At 71.4% G+C, this 16,215-nt stretch carries 13 protein-coding genes; 10 read left to right on the top strand and 3 right to left on the bottom strand.

The window, feature by feature from the left end:
• The first annotated feature begins 1 nt into the window (after window position 1).
• Genes KFLA_RS33655 through hutI form a run of 3 tightly spaced genes read left to right on the top strand, consistent with a single transcriptional unit; the run spans window position 2 to window position 3,674 of the window.
• Window positions 2-1,210: an allantoate amidohydrolase gene (locus tag KFLA_RS33655; protein WP_049797478.1), complete on the top strand. Its 1,209-nt coding sequence runs from the start codon at window positions 2-4 to the stop codon at window positions 1,208-1,210.
• Window positions 1,207-2,514, top strand: a complete 1,308-nt coding sequence (locus KFLA_RS33650; RefSeq protein ID WP_012924314.1) for a formimidoylglutamate deiminase — start codon at window positions 1,207-1,209, stop codon at window positions 2,512-2,514. Before KFLA_RS33655 ends, KFLA_RS33650 begins: the two co-directional genes overlap by 4 nt.
• A complete protein-coding gene (hutI, locus tag KFLA_RS33645; protein ID WP_012924313.1) occupies window positions 2,511-3,674 on the top strand; it encodes an imidazolonepropionase in 1,164 nt (387 codons plus the stop codon). The genes KFLA_RS33650 and hutI overlap by 4 nt, the downstream gene beginning before the upstream one ends.
• Before the next feature lie 61 nt (window positions 3,675-3,735).
• Here the strand turns inward: hutI and KFLA_RS33640 are convergent, their stop codons facing one another.
• Window positions 3,736-4,353 carry a DUF559 domain-containing protein gene (locus KFLA_RS33640; protein WP_237706658.1) on the bottom strand — a complete coding sequence of 206 codons (618 nt, stop codon included), beginning with the start codon at window positions 4,351-4,353 and terminating at the stop codon, window positions 3,736-3,738.
• Between the two features lie 431 nt (window positions 4,354-4,784).
• Between KFLA_RS33640 and KFLA_RS33635 the strand changes: the two genes are divergently transcribed.
• Window positions 4,785-5,807 (top strand): exo-alpha-sialidase, encoded by a 1,023-nt coding sequence (locus KFLA_RS33635; RefSeq protein WP_012924311.1) that lies wholly within the window; start codon window positions 4,785-4,787, stop codon window positions 5,805-5,807.
• A gap of 67 nt (window positions 5,808-5,874) precedes the next feature.
• Here the strand turns inward: KFLA_RS33635 and KFLA_RS33630 are convergent, their stop codons facing one another.
• Window positions 5,875-6,357, bottom strand: coding sequence for a GNAT family N-acetyltransferase (locus KFLA_RS33630; protein WP_012924310.1), 483 nt, complete (start codon window positions 6,355-6,357; stop codon window positions 5,875-5,877).
• A gap of 228 nt (window positions 6,358-6,585) precedes the next feature.
• Here KFLA_RS33630 and dnaK point away from each other — a divergent pair, with 228 nt between their 5' ends.
• From dnaK to KFLA_RS39570, 6 genes are all read left to right on the top strand, one after another.
• Complete coding sequence (gene dnaK, locus KFLA_RS33625; RefSeq protein WP_012924309.1) at window positions 6,586-8,460, top strand: molecular chaperone DnaK; 1,875 nt, start codon at window positions 6,586-6,588, stop codon at window positions 8,458-8,460.
• Window positions 8,457-9,167, top strand: a complete 711-nt coding sequence (grpE, locus tag KFLA_RS33620; RefSeq protein WP_012924308.1) for a nucleotide exchange factor GrpE — start codon at window positions 8,457-8,459, stop codon at window positions 9,165-9,167. Before dnaK ends, grpE begins: the two co-directional genes overlap by 4 nt.
• Window positions 9,168-9,196: 29 nt before the next feature.
• A complete protein-coding gene (gene dnaJ / locus KFLA_RS33615) occupies window positions 9,197-10,375 on the top strand; it encodes a molecular chaperone DnaJ (RefSeq protein ID WP_012924307.1) in 1,179 nt (392 codons plus the stop codon).
• A complete protein-coding gene (locus tag KFLA_RS33610) occupies window positions 10,375-10,830 on the top strand; it encodes a heat shock protein transcriptional repressor HspR (RefSeq protein WP_012924306.1) in 456 nt (151 codons plus the stop codon). Before dnaJ ends, KFLA_RS33610 begins: the two co-directional genes overlap by 1 nt.
• A gap of 680 nt (window positions 10,831-11,510) precedes the next feature.
• Window positions 11,511-12,047: a GNAT family N-acetyltransferase gene (locus KFLA_RS33605; RefSeq protein WP_041289604.1), complete on the top strand. Its 537-nt coding sequence runs from the start codon at window positions 11,511-11,513 to the stop codon at window positions 12,045-12,047.
• Window positions 11,969-12,415, top strand: coding sequence for a LuxR C-terminal-related transcriptional regulator (locus KFLA_RS39570; protein WP_083792945.1), 447 nt, complete (start codon window positions 11,969-11,971; stop codon window positions 12,413-12,415). The genes KFLA_RS33605 and KFLA_RS39570 overlap by 79 nt, the downstream gene beginning before the upstream one ends.
• Here the strand turns inward: KFLA_RS39570 and KFLA_RS33595 are convergent.
• Window positions 12,397-16,134, bottom strand: a complete 3,738-nt coding sequence (locus KFLA_RS33595) for a S8 family serine peptidase (RefSeq protein WP_012924304.1) — start codon at window positions 16,132-16,134, stop codon at window positions 12,397-12,399. The genes KFLA_RS39570 and KFLA_RS33595 overlap by 19 nt on opposite strands.
• Window positions 16,135-16,215: the final 81 nt, after the last annotated feature.

Genomic DNA, 16,215 nt, shown 5'->3' with positions numbered 1-16,215 from the left:
CTTGTCCGAGTCCTTCGAGCAGATGTGGGCGGCGCTGGCCGCCGTCGGCCGGGACCCCTCCACCGGGGGGTACCGCCGCGGCGGCTGGACGCCGACCGAACGCGCGGCCACCGACTGGTTCACCGACCAGTGCGCCGCCCGCGACCTGACCCTGGAGTCCGACGGCATCGGCAACCTCATCGCCTGGTGGAACCCGTCCTCCGACGTCCAAGGTGTGGTGACGGGCAGCCACCTGGACTCCGTGCTCGACGGGGGTGCCTTCGACGGGCCTTTGGGAGTTGTCTCGGCGCTGGCGGCTGTTGACCGGCTGCGGGCCGAGGGGTTCGAGCCGTCGGTGCCGATCGGGGTCGGGGCGTTCGTGGAGGAGGAGGGATCCCGGTTCGGCATGCCGTGCCTGGGGTCCCGGATCGCGACCGGAGTGCTGCCGGCCGCGAAGGCGCTGGCGTTGCAGGACCGCGCCGGCGTCACGCTGGCGCACGCGCTCGAGCAGGCCGGCACCGATCCGGCCGGGGTGGGTCCGTCGCCGCTGCTGGAGCGGATGGGCACCTTCGTCGAACTGCACGTCGAGCAAGGCCGTGCGCTGACCGCGCCGGTCGGTGTCGCCAGCTCGATCTGGCCGCACGGGCGGTTCCGGTTCACCTTCACCGGGGAGGCCAACCACGCCGGCACCACCTTGATGGAGGACCGGCACGACCCGATGCTCACCTACGCGATGACCGCCCTGGCGGCCAACAAGCAGGCCCGGCTGGCCGGTGCCCGGGCCACCTTCGGCCGGCTGGCGGTCGAGCCGAACGGGACGAACGCCGTACCGTCGGTGGTGACCGCGTGGCTGGACGCCCGGGCCGCCTCCGACGACGTGCTCAACCAGTTGCTGGCAGCAATCACCCGGCAGGCGACCGAGCGCGCCGAGCGGGACGGCACCAGCGTCGAGGTGGTCGCCGAGTCGGTCTCGCCGATCGTCGACTTCCCGGCCGGCCTGCGCGACCGGCTGGCCGGCGTACTGGACAGCGTCGTGGGCGGGGCTCCGGTGCTGCCGACCGGAGCCGGGCACGACGCCGGAGTGTTCTCAGACGCGGGCATCCCGACCGCCATGCTGTTCGTACGCAACCCGACCGGGGTCTCGCACTCACCGGCCGAGCACGCCGAGATGGACGACTGTCTGGCCGGGGTCGAGGCGCTGGCGGCGGTGCTGAAAGACCTGGCCCGGTGACGGCGTACTGGTGCGCCCGAGCGCTGCTGCCCGGCGGGATCGCGGAGCGCGTGCTCGTCACGGTCGAGAACGGCCGGATCACCGCCGTCGAGGCCGGGACAGCGCCTGGAGACGCCGTCCGCCTCGGCGGACTCGTCGTACCGGGCCTGGCGAACTGTCACAGCCACGCGTTCCACCGCGCTCTCCGCGGCCGCACGCAGACTGAGCGCGGCACGTTCTGGACCTGGCGCGAGCAGATGTACGCCGTCGCCTCGATCCTCACCCCCGACAGCTACTACCGCCTCGCCCGCGCCGTGTACGGCGAGATGCTGCTGGCCGGGATCACCGCCGTGGGCGAGTTCCACTACCTGCACCACGCCCCGGGCGGCCGCCGGTACGACCAGCCGAACGCGATGGGCGAGGCGCTGATCGCGGCCGCCCGGGACGTCGGTCTGCGGATCGCGCTGCTCGACACCTGCTACGTCGCCGGCGGCATCGACCAGCCGTTGAACGAGGTGCAGCAGCGGTTCAGCGACGGCGACGCGAGCGCCTGGGGATCCCGGGTCGGGCAGCTGCGCGGTGCCGACGGCGTGGTGATCGGCGCGGCCGCGCACTCGGTCCGCGGTGTGCCGGCGGACCAGTTGACGGCAGTCGCCTCGTTGTTGCCCGAGGCACCTTTGCACGTGCACCTGTCGGAGCAGGTCGCGGAGAACCAGGCCTGCCTGGCGGCGTACGGGCGGACGCCGACGCAGGTGCTCGACGAGGCGGGCTTCCTGAGCGGGCGGACCAGCGCGGTCCACGCGACCCACCTGACCGGCCCGGACATCGGCCTGCTCGGCGGCTCCGCGACGTACGCGTGCTTCTGCCCGACCACCGAGCGCGACCTCGCGGACGGCATCGGCCCGTCGGTCGCGCTGCGCGAGGCGGGGTCGCCGCTGACGCTGGGGTCCGACAGCCACGCGGTGATCGACCTGTTCGAGGAGATGCGCGCAGTCGAGCTGGACGAGCGGCTCAGCTCCCAGGAGCGCGGCCACTGGTCGGCGCCCGAGCTGCTCACCGCGGCGACCGTCGACGGTCATCGCTCCCTCGGCTTCACCGACGCGGGCACGATCGCGGTCGGGGCCCGCGCGGACCTGGTCGCCGTGCGGCTGGACAGCGTGCGGACCGCGGGCACGGGCGCGTCGGTCGAGACGGTGGTGTTCGCCGCGACCGGCGCCGACGTGACCGACGTGGTGGTCGACGGCGTGCATCGCGTGGCCGACAGCCACCACCTGAAACTGGATGTGGCGGCCGAGCTGGCCGCAGCCATCGCGGAGGTGACATGAGCTCGCTGCTGCTGACCGGGATCAGCTCACTGGTGACGAACGACCCGGAGCACGGACCGCTGCTCGGCGAGCTGCACGACGCCGCGCTGGTGGTCGAGGGCAGCAAGATCGCCTGGGTCGGGTCCCGCCGGTCGGCGCCGGCCGCGGACAGCTCGCTGGAGCTGGGCGACCGGGCGGTGCTGCCGGGCTTCGTGGACTCGCACGCGCACCTGGTGTTCGCCGGCGACCGCGCCGAGGAGTTCGCCGCCCGGATGACCGGTACGCCGTACAGCGCGGGCGGGATCCGGACCACGGTCGCCGCGACCCGTGGGGCCGCCGACGAGCAGCTCGCGGCCACCGTGGCCCGGCTGGTCGCCGAGATGCGCCGGCAGGGCACGACAACCGTCGAGATCAAGTCCGGCTACGGGCTGACGGTCGCCGACGAGGCCCGCTCGCTGGCTGTCGCGGCGGAGTTCACCGACGAGACGACGTACCTGGGGGCGCACGTCGTACCGGCCGAGTTCGCCGACGACCCGGCCGGGTACGTCGACCTGGTGACCGGGCCGATGCTGACGGCCGCGGCCAAGCACGCCAAGTGGGTCGACGTGTTCGTCGAACGCGGCGCCTTCGACGCCGACCAGGCCCGCGCGATTCTTCGGGCCGGGCAGGCCGCGGGCCTGGCGGCGCGCGTGCACGCGAACCAGCTGGGCGAAGGCCCCGGCGTCCAGGTGGCGTGTGAGGTCGGCGCCGCGGCCGCGGACCACTGCACGTTCCTCACCGCTGCCGACGTGGACGCGCTGGCGTCGTCCGGAGTGGTCGCCGGACTGCTGCCGGCGATCGAGTTCTCCACCCGCTCGCCGTACCCCGATGCCCGCCGGCTGCTGGACGCCGGCGTCACCGTCGCCCTGGCGACCGACTGCAACCCCGGCTCCGGCTACTCGTCCTCGATGCCGTTCTGCATCGCCCTGGCCGTCCGCGAGATGCGGATGAGCCCGGCCGAAGCCGTCTGGTCCGCCACTGCGGGCGGCGCCGCCGCACTGCGCCGCACCGACATCGGCCGCCTCACCGTCGGCGCCCGCGCCGACCTCGCCGTGCTCGACGCCCCCTCCTACCTCCACCTCGCCTACCGCCCCGGCGTGCCGCTCGTCACCCGAACCTTCATCGCCGGCCGCCCGGTGTGAAAGCGCACGTCCACCACTCACCAAGCCGACTTCGGAAGGCTGCACAGGCGTAGCTCAACGCTCAAGCGGCCTGGTCCGGCCTGTTGCTGAGTGCTGGGGATTCGGTCATGGCCCGAACCGCCTCGGCCACCCAGTGCGCGTCGTACATCACGTCCTCCCAGCTGAACCGCAGAACGCGCCACCCCCGCAGGCTCAGCTGCACCGATCGACGGCAGTCCCGAACCAACGCCCGCCGGGTGCCGTGGTGCTCGAAGCCGTCGGCTTCCAGGCCGATCCGCAGCACACGATGGCCGAGATCGAGCCGGGCCGAGAACCCCGCATCCCGCACCGGCAGTTGTGGTTCAAAACCTTCGATCGCCGCCTCGACGAGAATCGCCCGCAACGCCGACTCGAGCACCGACTCCGCTCGGTGGTCGGCCAGTTGCACCACTTGCTGAATTCGCCGACGGTGCGGGCCGGTGAGGCGTTCTGCCGCGGCCAGCAAGTCGTCCTGGTCGACGATGCCGCGGTGCAGGGCCGAGTCGGCGACAGCCAGCCCCTCGGACAACGGCAGCGTGCGGACGCAGTCGAGCACCGTACGGATCGGGGTGGTGACGTCGGCGATGGCCGGCACATCGGCCCAGTGCAGAACGCACGGCAGCCCGGCCTTCCGCCGGACGCGTCCAGGTGGGAGCGTCACGTGTGGCAGCTGAGGGCTCGTAACCACCCCCATCTGCCAGTGCTGGGCAGCACTCAGATGGGAGACGACTCCACCTTGACTTCGCGCCGCGGTGAGTGCTTCCGGAGCATCCGGAAGGGCATAAACCCCCTTGGCCACCCGACGGACGGACCTCGCGCGGAGCGCGGCGCGAATTGCTCGCGCAGAAACAAGGGTCCGGAGGTCGGCGTAGGTCGCACTGCCACCTCGGTGGGCCAGCACCTGCTCGATCTCAGCCACCGCCGCAGCATGCCGGATCTGCGCCCGCGCTGGTTCCGGCTATCCACAGACCGTGTCTCCACCACTCAGCAACCCGCTGCCCAGCGGTTCGGAACCCCGGAGTTACGCCTAGCGGGCCCTCGGCGGAGCCGGTTGCTGAGTGGTGGACGTCCGGATATGAAAACGTGGGCCGTATGAGCCGCGTCGTGGTTGCCCGGAGTATCGCTGGTCAGTTGCCGTACTTTCCGAGTGCTGTTCGGCTTGCTGACGGGCGGGTGCTGGTGGTGTGGCGCGAAGGGCTGGCGCACGTTCGCAGTGTCGGGCGGATCGTGGCGGCGGAGAGCGCGGACGGTGGGCGGAGCTGGTCGGAGCCGCGGGTGGTGGTCGACACCCTCTACGACGACCGGGATCCGATGCTGGTCCAGTTGAGCAGTGGGGACATCCTGCTGAGCTGGTTCCAGATCGACTGGTCGGTGCGGCCGTACGTGTGTCCCGCGGTGCTGGTGGCGCGGTCCGCCGACGGCGGTACTACGTGGGCTGACCCCGTCGTGGTCGGGTCGGCGATGGTCGACCACGACACCGACGAGGTGTGGCACGGGTTCCGCGCGGGGCACATCGTGGCGCACGGGCAGATCCTCGAGCTGCCGAACGGGGATCTGCTGGCTCCGGTGTACGGCGTGTTCCCGGGTGACACGTGCCACGCGGCGAGCGTCGTACGGTCGACCGACGGTGGGCGGACGTGGCCGGCCGACGGGGAGGTGATCTTGGGGCGGAAGCCGGAGCGGGAGTACCTGGAGCCGGTGCTGACCTTGCTGTCCGACGGTCAGGTGGTGGCGCTGCTGCGGACCGACGAGGAGGCGGAGCTCGTTCGCTCCGACGACAACGGCTTCACCTGGTCCGAGCCGGAGCTGTGCGGCTTGCACGCGTCCTCGTCCGACACGTTGACGCTGTCGGACGGCGCCGTGCTGCTCGCGTACGGCGACGTGTCCAAGCGCTTCAACCCCGGCCGCCCGACCGTGGCGACGATCGTCCAGGACCCCCGTGGTCCCTGGGACCAGGACCCCCTGCACGTGGTGATCGACGCGGGCCGCGACACCGTGGACCAGGCGAACCCGGCGGTGGTCGAGCTGCCCGGCGACGAGCTGCTGATCATCAGCTACGACATCTTCACCCGAGAGATCGTCGGCGAGCTGCTGCCTCGCTCGGCCCTGCAGTAGCCGCACAGTCCGGGTATGCCGTCGCCGGCACCGGCCGGCCATGCCGCGGCCGGCTTCGCCGGCTCGCTCAGTCGGTGAGTTCCTTCGACAGCATCGCGTTGGTGGTGCCCTCCGGGTGGCGCAGCTTGCCGACCTCGACGAAGCCGCGGGCGGCGTGCAAGGCGAGCGCCGGCTCGTCCGGCGGGTCGGACCGGACCCCGCAGACCAGCCGGTCGAACGGCGTGGCCGAGCGCTCGACGGCCCGGTAGACGAGGTCGGCGATGCCCTGGCGGCGGTGCGCCGGAGCGACCACGATCCGGTCCAGGTAGAGGAAGCGGTCGGCGTAGGTCGCGGCGAACCACTGGAAGTCGAGTCCGTCGTACGCCGAACCCGGGGCGAAGGTGAGCACGAAGCCGGCGACCTCGCCGTCGACGTCCACGACGGCGGCGTGCGCGGCGATCAGCCGGAGCCAGTCGAGCCGATCCGGGCCGAGTGGGTCGAGGTGGGCCTCGGCGGCGTTGAGGGCGAGTACGGCGGCCTCGTCAACGGTGGACAGGGGGCGGAGTTTCACCTGACCACCCTCCCACGGCACGCGGTTTCAGCGGCAGGGGTCCGTTCAGGGCGGCACCCGGGCGATCCCGGAAAGTTCGGGGCCGGGGTTGGGAATGACCTGGGCGTCGTGCAATGTTGAGCCAGGTGTACTCAAGTCTGCCGGACCGACTCCGGGGGCAACTTGAAATACCGATCTCGGATCGGCAACATTGAGTCTGCATCACTCAACTTCGTGGAGGTAACGCACATGGCCCGCGCGGTCGGTATCGATCTCGGTACGACGAACTCCGTCATCGCCGTACTGGAAGGTGGCGAGCCCACCGTCATCCCCAACGCCGAGGGAGCACGCACGACGCCCTCGGTCGTGGCCTTCGCCAAGAACGGCGAGGTCCTGGTCGGCGAGGTGGCCAAGCGCCAGGCCACCACGAACGTCGACCGCACGATCCGTTCGGTCAAGCGCCACATGGGCGAGGACTGGAACGTCTCGATCGACGGCAAGAAGTTCACCCCGCAGCAGATCAGCGCCTTCGTGCTGCAGAAGCTGAAGCGGGACGCCGAGGCGTACCTCGGGGAGCAGGTCACCGACGCGGTCATCACCGTGCCGGCCTACTTCTCCGACGCGCAGCGCCAGGCGACCAAGGAGGCCGGCGAGATCGCCGGGCTGAACGTGCACCGGATCGTCAACGAGCCGACCGCGGCCGCGCTGGCGTACGGCCTGGACAAGGGCACCGAGCAGACCATCCTGGTCTTCGACCTCGGTGGCGGCACCTTCGACGTCTCGCTGCTGGAGATCGGCGACGGCGTCTTCGAGGTGAAGGCCACCAGCGGTGACAACCACCTCGGTGGTGACGACTGGGACCAGCGCATCGTGCAGTGGCTGGTGACCCAGTTCAAGAACAAGAACGGCACCGACCTGTCCGGCGACAAGATGGCCATGCAGCGGCTGCAGGAAGCCGCCGAGAAGGCCAAGATCGAGCTGTCCAGCGCCGCCGAGACCTCGATCCACCTGCCGTACCTGAGCCTGACCGACTCCGGCCCGCTGCACCTGGAGGAGAAGCTCTCCCGGGCCGAGTTCCAGAAGCTCACCAACGACCTGCTCGAGCGCGCCCGCGCGCCGTTCAAGGCCGTCATCAAGGACGCCGGCGTCGACGTGTCGAAGATCGACCACGTCATCCTGGTCGGCGGCTCGACCCGGATGCCCGCGGTGGCCGAGCTGGTCAAGGAGCTGACCGGTGGCAAGGACCCGAACAAGGGTGTGAACCCGGACGAGGTCGTCGCCGTCGGCGCCTCCCTGCAGGCCGGTGTGCTGAAGGGTGAGGTCAAGGACGTCCTGCTGCTCGACGTGACCCCACTGAGCCTGGGCATCGAGACCAAGGGTGGCGTGTTCACCAAGATCATCGAGCGCAACACCACGATCCCGACCAAGGGCTCGGAGATCTTCACCACCGCCGAGGACAACCAGCCGTCGGTGATGATCCAGGTCTACCAGGGCGAGCGCGAGATGGCCCGGGACAACAAGTCGCTCGGCAACTTCGAGCTCACCGGCCTGCCGCCGGCGCCGCGCAACGTGCCGCAGATCGAGGTCACCTTCGACATCGACGCGAACGGCATCGTGCACGTCAACGCCAAGGACCTGGCCACCGGCAAGGAGCAGCGGATGACCGTCACCGGTGGCTCCGCGCTGCCGAAGGACGACATCGACAAGATGGTCCGCGACGCCGAGCAGTACGCCGAGGAGGACCGCTTGCGCCGCGAGGCCGTCGAGTCCCGCAACCAGGCGGAGGGTCTGGTCTACCAGACCGAGAAGTTCCTCCAGGAGAACGAGGACAAGGTCCCCGACGACGTCAAGACCGAGGTCAAGGACGGCGTCGCGGAGCTGAAGAAGGCGCTCGAGGGTGACGACGCCGACGCGGTCAAGGCCGCGTCGGAGAAGCTCGCCCAGTCCAGCCAGAAGATGGGTGCCGCGATGTACGCGAACGCCCAGGCGGCCGGTGGCTCCACCGAGGACGGCGCGTCGGCCGACGGCTCGGCCACCAGCTCCGACGACGACGGTGTCGTGGACGCCGAGATCGTCGACGAGGACCGCCCGCAGGACACCAACAAGTCCGAGGACACCAAGTGACCGATCGTCCCACCGACCCTGGTAGCGAGTTCGGCGACGGAGAGCCCGTCGTCCGGGACAAGCGCCGGATCGACCCGGAGACCGGCAACCTGCGGGAGGCCGCCGAGCCCGACTCGGCGGCCCCCGCGGGTGGCGCCGCGCCCGGCCTGCCCGGTACGCCGGGCGCCCAGCCGCCGCGCGACGCGTCGGACCTGATCGGGCCGTCCGCCCAGGAGGCACTGTTGACCGAGGCGCTCGCCGAACGGACGGCGGACCTGCAGCGACTGCAGGCCGAGTACGTCAACTACAAGCGCCGGGTGGACCGGGACCGCGAGGCCAACCGGGAGCTGGTGATCGGCTCGGTGCTGACCGAGCTGCTGCAGACCCTGGACGACATCGGCCGGGCCCGCGAAGCCGGCGAGCTCGAAGGCGCCTTCAAGGCCGTCGCCGAGTCGGTCGAGCGGGTCACCGAGAAGCTCGGCCTGGTGAAGTACGGCGAGGTGGGCGACCCCTTCGACCCGCGGATCCACGAGGCGCTGCTGCACAACTACTCCGACGAGGTCGACGGCCCGACCGCGACGATGGTGATGCAGCCGGGGTACCGCCTCGGCGAGCGGATCCTGCGCGCGGCCCGGGTGGCCGTCTCGGAGCCGACCGAGCAGCTGCCGGGTGACACCGGCGGTCCGGCCGACGGCGGCGACGAGCCGGCCGAGAAGCCCGCGGAGTAAGCCATTTCCCCCGAGGAGGTGAGGCGTCGGTGAGTACGAAAGACTGGTTGGAGAAGGACTTCTACAAGGTTCTCGGCGTCTCCAAGACGGCAGAGCCGGACGAGATCAAGAAGGCCTACCGCAAGCTGGCGCGCAAGTACCACCCGGACTCCAACGCCGGGGACGCGTCGGCGGAGGCCAAGTTCAAGGAGGTCTCCGAGGCGTACGACGTCGTCGGCGATGCCAAGAAGCGCAAGGAGTACGACGAGGCGCGCCGGCTGTTCGGCAGCGGCGGCTTCCGGATGCCGGGTGGTGCCGGTCAGGCTGGGCAGGGGTTCGGCTTCGACGTCGGCGACCTGTTCAACCGGGGCGGCACCGCCGCGGGCGGCGCCGGTGGCGGTCTCGGCGACATCCTGGGCGGCATGTTCGGCGGTGGTGGCCGGCCCACGACCACCACGTCGACCGCGCGGCCGCGGCGGGGTGCCGACATCGAGACCGAGGCGACGATCGAGTTCGGCGAGGCCGTGAACGGTGTCACCGTGGCGCTCCGGATGACCAGCGACGAGCCGTGCAAGACCTGTCGCGGTACCGGCGCGAAGTACGGCACCGTGCCGAAGGTCTGCCTCAAGTGCGAAGGCACCGGCATGCAGACCTCCGTCCAGGGCGGCGTCTTCGCGATGACCGAGCCCTGCACCGAGTGCAAGGGCCGCGGTCTGGTCGTCGACCAGCCGTGCGAGACCTGCCACGGCTCCGGCCGCGGCCAGTCGAGCAAGACCATGCAGGTCCGCATCCCGGCGGGCGTGCAGGACAACCAGCGGATCCGGCTCAAGGGCAAGGGCGCGGCCGGCGAACGGGGTGGCCCGGCGGGCGACCTCTACGTCACCGTGCACGTCAAGCCGCACCGGATCTTCGGCCGGCAGGGTGAGCACCTGACCCTGACGGTTCCGGTCAGCTTCACCGAGGCCGCGCTGGGCGCCGAGATCAAGGTCCCGACGCTCGACGGCCTGCCGGTCACCGTGCGGATCCCGGCCGGCACCGCGAACGGCAGCAAGCTGCGCGTCCGCGGCAAGGGATCGGTCCGGCGGGACGGCAGCAAGGGCGACCTGCTGCTGACCATCGAGGTGCAGGTTCCGCAGGAACTGAGCGACGAGCAGCGCGCGAGGCTGCAGGAGTTCAGCTCGGCGTCGGACCAGCCTGATCTACGGGCCGGGTTGTTCGGGAGCGCGTGATGGGCATCCCGTTCAACCACGTGCCGACCTGGGACGACCGGACGCCGATCTACGTGATCTCGGTGGCGGCCCAACTGGCCGGCATGCACCCGCAGACCCTGCGGCAGTACGACCGGCTCGGCCTGGTGGTGCCGAGCCGGGCGAGCGGGCGCGGACGCCGCTACTCGGCGTACGACGTGGCCAAGTTGCGCTATGTGCAGCACCTGTCCCAGGAAGAGGGCATCAACCTGGCGGGCATCCGGCACATCCTCGAGCTGCAGTCGGAGGTCGAGGACCTGCGCCGCCGGGTGAACCAGTTGCTCGCGGAGGTCCAGCGCGGAGTCGGGGTGTCCCAGCGCAGTACCGCCAGCCGGGTCTTCTCGGCCGGTCCCGCGGGCGACGTCATCGCGATGGGCCGGCAGCAGACCACCACGCGCTGGATTCGCAGCCAGCCGCTCGAGATCACCCGGAACTGATCTCCACCCGGCCGGCGGCACCTACCCGGCGCCGGCGGCCGGGCGGGGGATCCCCAGTTGAACCTGCTTGTACACTGAGAGTGCTGGTTGCCGATCCGCGGCAGGATGAAAAAGCCGTCCGCCGCCGCTCCCAGCAGGACCCGCCTCCCACCAGGACGTGCAGCCGCACGACGCAGGACCCAACGGGCCGTACACGGCAGAACCCCGCCGCCGGACGAAGCAGAACCAAGCGGCCTTCCGCCCCCTTTCGACCACGGCAGGACCGCACGTGAGTCCCTGCCGGATCACACCTTCCGACCACCGGAGCGTGCCGAAACCCCTCTCGGCGCCTCCGGATCCCCGCCGGCAGCTCTTCCCCCGAGAGCCGCCGGCCCGCCGGAGTGCTCCTTCCCCCGGGAGCGCCTCCGGTTCGCCGGAGTGCTCTTCCCCTGGAGCGCTTCGGCTCCACCGGAGCCTTTCTCCCCCGGAAGGCTCCGGCCGCTGGAGAACGCCCTGGTGGTGGGCTCCGGCAGCCGAGGGCTCCCCTTCCCCCGGGGGAGTCTTCGGCCTCCTTTCGGCGGTGGCGCCGCCGAGCCGAGAGCCCCCGGACCCGCCGGCCGGGTCCGGGGGTTCTTGCCGTCGGCACCAGTTGTTCACCTGACGGAGCTTGCCCGCGTCGTCCGACGGCCTACGCTGGCGAGGTGACGTTCACCGTGCAGACCGATCGGTTGCTGATCCGGGAGTGGCAAGACGACGACGCCGCGGCCGCGCTGGAGATCTACGGTGCGCCGGACGTGGCGTTGTGGTTGTCGCCGGCGATCGAGCGGATCGAGGACGAAGCGACGATGAAGCTGGTGCTGCAGGCCTGGATCGAGGCCCAGCCGAACTTCGTCGTGCCGGCCGGCCGCTGGGCGATCACCCGCTCCGACACCGGCGAGGTGGTCGGCGGCCTGCTGATCCGGCTGCTGCCGCCGTACGAGGAGGACCTCGAGATCGGCTGGCAGCTCAAGCCGTCGGCCTGGGGCAACGGGTACGCCACCGAGGCCAGCCGGGCGCTGATGCGCTGGGCGTTCACCGACGGCGACACCGATGAGCTGTACGCCGTGGCCCGCCCGAACAACAAACGCGCCATCGCCACCGCGGAGCGCCTCGGCATGGAGTGGGTCGGCGAGACCGACAAGTACTACGGCCTCAACCTGCAGGTCTACCGCATCCGAGCAGCCGACTTCCTGTCCTGAACCGGAGTTCAGGGCGCGCGAACGCGGAGTTCAGGTGGTGCGGACAACGGTCCGGCGGTACTCGTAGAGCGTCAGGGCGGCCGCCGCGGCTGCTCGACCGGTCCGCCCGCAGCCGGCCGGACCCTGAGGAGTCCGGCCGGCTGGACGAACTGACCGCCCGCGAGCGCGAGGTGCTCCGGCTGGTGGCCGAGGGCAACTCGAACGCGGAGATCGCGGCGACGCTGCACCTGACCGAGCACACGGTCAAGACGCACGTCAGCCGGATGCTGGCCAAGACCGGGCTGCGAGACCGGGTGCAGGCGGTGATCCTCGCCTACGACACCGGCCTCGTCGAGCCCCGTCCGACGGATCAGCGGCGGAGTCCGTAGGCCCGGGTCACCTCCTGCTCGAGCTTGTTGCCCTCGGCATCCGATCCGGTGATGCGCAGGGACGGCGCCTGACCGGCCCGGTCGACCGGGTGGGTGAGGGTCGCGGCGTACTTGCCGTCGCCGGTCCGCAGCAGCGGCAGGTTCGTCCACTGCTTGCCGTCGTACGACAGCTCCAGCTTGGCCTCGGTGATCGGCGCGGCCGAGTCCGTGCCGGGCTGGTGGTACAGGTTGACCGCGACAGTCGTCGGCGTACCCACCTGGACCTGGCTGAGCGCGTTGGCCTGCGGCACGTCGACGGACGCGAACACGAGCGGCATCACCTCGTCCGTGCCGCCCCGCGCCTTGAACGTCCAGGTCGACCGGACCTGGGTGGAGTAGCGCCAGTTCTCACTGTCCCGCCGGGTGTCCAGCGTCATGCGGTAGTCGGCCGCGTCGGCCGGGACTTCGGTCCACAGGGCGGTGTCCGCCTCGGAGGCGACCTGTTCCCCGTTGCGGAACAGGGTCAGCCGGGAGTCGGGGTTGTTGATCGTGTCGGCGAACTGCTCGCCCTGCAGGAACGGGCTCACCTGGACCAGCAGCCCGCCTTCGAGCCGCTTGACCCCGCCCAGTGGAGTCGGAGCCGGGGGCAGACCACTGGTCTGGACGGGCGCGAGCCAGCGGACGGAGCTCCGTTCGCCCGGCCGATGGATCCGCTCCGTGGAGTGCAGACCGAGGTTCTCGCCGCCGTTGTCCAGCACGAGAAAGCTGCTCCACCGCGTCCGGTTGGCCAGCACGTACGACGTCCGCCGGACCGGAGTGTCGAACGTCGGCGCCAGCCAGCCGCCGAACTGGTTGAAGCCCGGCGTCGTCGCGTGCCGGGTCTCCGAGGTGGCCATCCCGCGCCGGTGGGCGCCGAAGGTTTCGCTGACCGTCGCCAGTTGCTCGGGCCGTACGACCATCCGGGGATCAGCGGGAATTCCGCTCGCCCACGGCCGGACCAGGTCGTAGATGACCGGCGTGGCGGCCTGCCCGGTCACCCGGACAGTCACCGGCTGTGTCTTGAGCCGGTCCAGCAGCGCCTGCGCGGCGGCCCGGGACGTGCGCATCGCCGGGATCGTGGCCGTGGGTCCTTCACCGGTCGCCCAGAACGCGAAGACGCCGCCATCGCCGGGCCGGTCCGGGTTGTAGAGCGCGGCGGCGGCCGCGCCCGCGTCCTGCGCCGCCTTCACCAGTTCACCGTTGTACCTCGGCTCGTCGTTGCCGGCGCGGATCAGCGCGAGCTTGCCCTGGACCCCGGCCAGTTCCTCGGGCGTCGCCGTTCCGGCGTCGAACAGCGGCAAGTCCTTGACGCCGGTGAACCGGGGCCCGAAGTAGAAGTCGAGCACGGTGAAGGCGCTGCCGCCGGCGACCCCAGCCCGGTACGGCGGTACCTCGAGCCGGTTGCCGACGGCGAACTCCGCGCTGCCGACGCTCGGCTTGGCGGTCGGCGTCGCGCCGAAGATCCGGGCTGCGCCGGTCGTGCTGACCCCGGTGCCCCCGGACATCAGGCCCTCGGCGGTGCGGACCGTGAAGGCCATGCTCCGTTCGCGGGCGGTCAGGGCCTGGCCGTTCCGAACGGTCAGGTCCACCGGGGCGGCCCGCCGGGCGTCGAGCGTGACCGTCGTGTCCTTGGCCAGCTGCGTCTCGCCGCTGGTGACCAGGTCGAACCGTTGCGGTGCGGTGTCGGTGGCGTCGAGCGAGAAGGTGGACGACGCGAGGTAGCGGCCGGGCGGGAGCCGGAGCGTGGCCACCCCGTTCCGCATCGGCAGCCCGAACGGCCCGACGTCGACCGGTTCCCCGTCCAGCCGGCTGATGCTGATGTCGGCGTTCGCCGGACTGCCGTCCCGGGCGATGCCCTTGATCGTCAGGTCGTACAGCTCGGGCTCGGCGTACCAGCCGATCGTGGTGACGATCGGGTCGGCCCCGGCGGCGGTTGCGGTGACCCGGCCGGAGAAGTAGCCGGTACCGGCCGCGGCCCGGTCCGCCGTGACGGTCACCGTCGCCGTACCGTTCGCCGGCACGACGAGCTGGGTGGCGCTCAGCGTGGGAGTCGCCTGGGCCGGTTCGAGGGTCGCGGCGAGCTGCAGCGTCACCGCGGTACCGGTCGGGTTGCGGTAGGTGAGCTCGCGACTCACCTTGTCCTCGGCCGGGTAGGGCCAGGTGAGCTTGCCGAGCTCGAGCTCGCCGGTGTCGACGGTGACGCCCGCCTCGGTGGCCTGGTCGGCGTCGACGCGACCCGCGCCTTCCTCGTCGACCCGGGCCTGCTGCGGATCGGCGGTCGAGATCAGCCGTGCCTTGAGCTGCTCGGCCTTCCAGTCCGGGTGGGCCTGGGCGACCAGCGCCGCCGCACCGGCGACGTGCGGCGACGCCATCGACGTACCGGTCAGAGTGGTGTAGTGGTCACCGACCGGGTCGCCGATCACCGCGTCGGCCGCCTTGGCCGCGACGATGTCGGTGCCGGGGGCGGAGATCTCCGGCTTCAGTGCGCCGTCGCCCTTGCGCGGGCCGCGGCACGAGCTCTCGTTCAGCGAGCCGTCGCGCTTCAGGTTGCCCACCGCGAGCGCATCGTCGGCCGCCGCAGGGGAGGTGACGGTGGCCGGCTGCGGGAAGAAGCAGTTGCCTGCGGCCACGACGAACAGGGTGCCGGTGTCCCGGCTGAGCCGGTTGACGGCCTGGGACACGTCGTCGGTGCCGTCGCTCGGGTCCTGACTGCCGAGGCTCAGGTTGACCACGTCCGCACCCTGCGCCGCGGCCCACTCCATCCCGGCGATGACGCCGGAGAAGCTGCCGCTGCCGCTGTCATCGAGCACCTTGCCGTTCAGCAGGTTCGCTTCGGGCGCGACCCCCTTGTGCCGGCCGCCCGATGCGGCGCCACTGCCGGCGGCGATCCCGGCGACGTGGGTGCCGTGGCCGAAGTGGTCGACGGTGTCGGCGGCTTCGCTGAAGTTCTCCGACCGGGTGATCCGCCCGGCGAAGTCCGGGTGGGCGGGATCGATGCCGGTGTCCAGGACGGCGATCGTGACGCCCTTGCCGGTCAGCCCGCGCTGCCAGGCGGCCGGCGCGCCGATCTGCGGCACGCTCTGATCCAGGTCGACCCGCACCCGGCGGTCCAGGGACACGCGCTCGATCGAGCCGGCCACCCGGGCGGTCGTGCCGGGGGCGACGACCCGCCAGAAGTCGTCCGTGCCGGACTTGGAGACCGCGGCGGCCCGGGCGCCGATACTGGTCAGCACGCGGGACTTCGCCGCCCCGGGAACCGGCGTCTGCCGGGCCCGGCCGAGGGCGGTGGCCGCGCTCCCGGCGTACCGGATGATCACCGGCAGGGTCGTGGAACTCGTGTCGTCGCGGCCTTCCGCGACCAGGGTGGTGATGTCGAACAGGGTGCGGTCCAGCCGGCCGGACGCGACGTCAGCGGCCGCGGCGGCCGGTACGACGTACGTGTGACCGCCGGAGTAGGTGGTGATGGCGGCGGTGGAGCGACTGTCCGGGGACGGCTCGAAGGTGACGAGCTCGGGGGCACCCGGCCGCGACGTGACGCGGACCCGGTCGCCGGTGATCAGGGTGATCCGGGCGGTCCGGGCAGTGGTCGCGGTGTCGGCCGGCGCAGGTGCGCCGGGTGGTGGAGCTGCTGACGCGGGCACGGTGGTGGCGCTGAGGATCAGCGCGGCACCCACCAGTGAGGTGATCCAGGGGCGGTGCAAGGAGTCCTCCAGAGGGCAGAAACGTGGTTGTGCTCTGAAGACGGGAGCCGACCCCGGAAAGGTTCGCTCGGAGCCGGTACT

This window comes from Kribbella flavida DSM 17836 (genome assembly GCF_000024345.1).
Lineage (GTDB): Bacteria > Actinomycetota > Actinomycetes > Propionibacteriales > Kribbellaceae > Kribbella > Kribbella flavida.
Note: the sequence above shows the minus strand (reverse complement) of the source record. Positions and strands in the feature narration are given on the sequence as shown.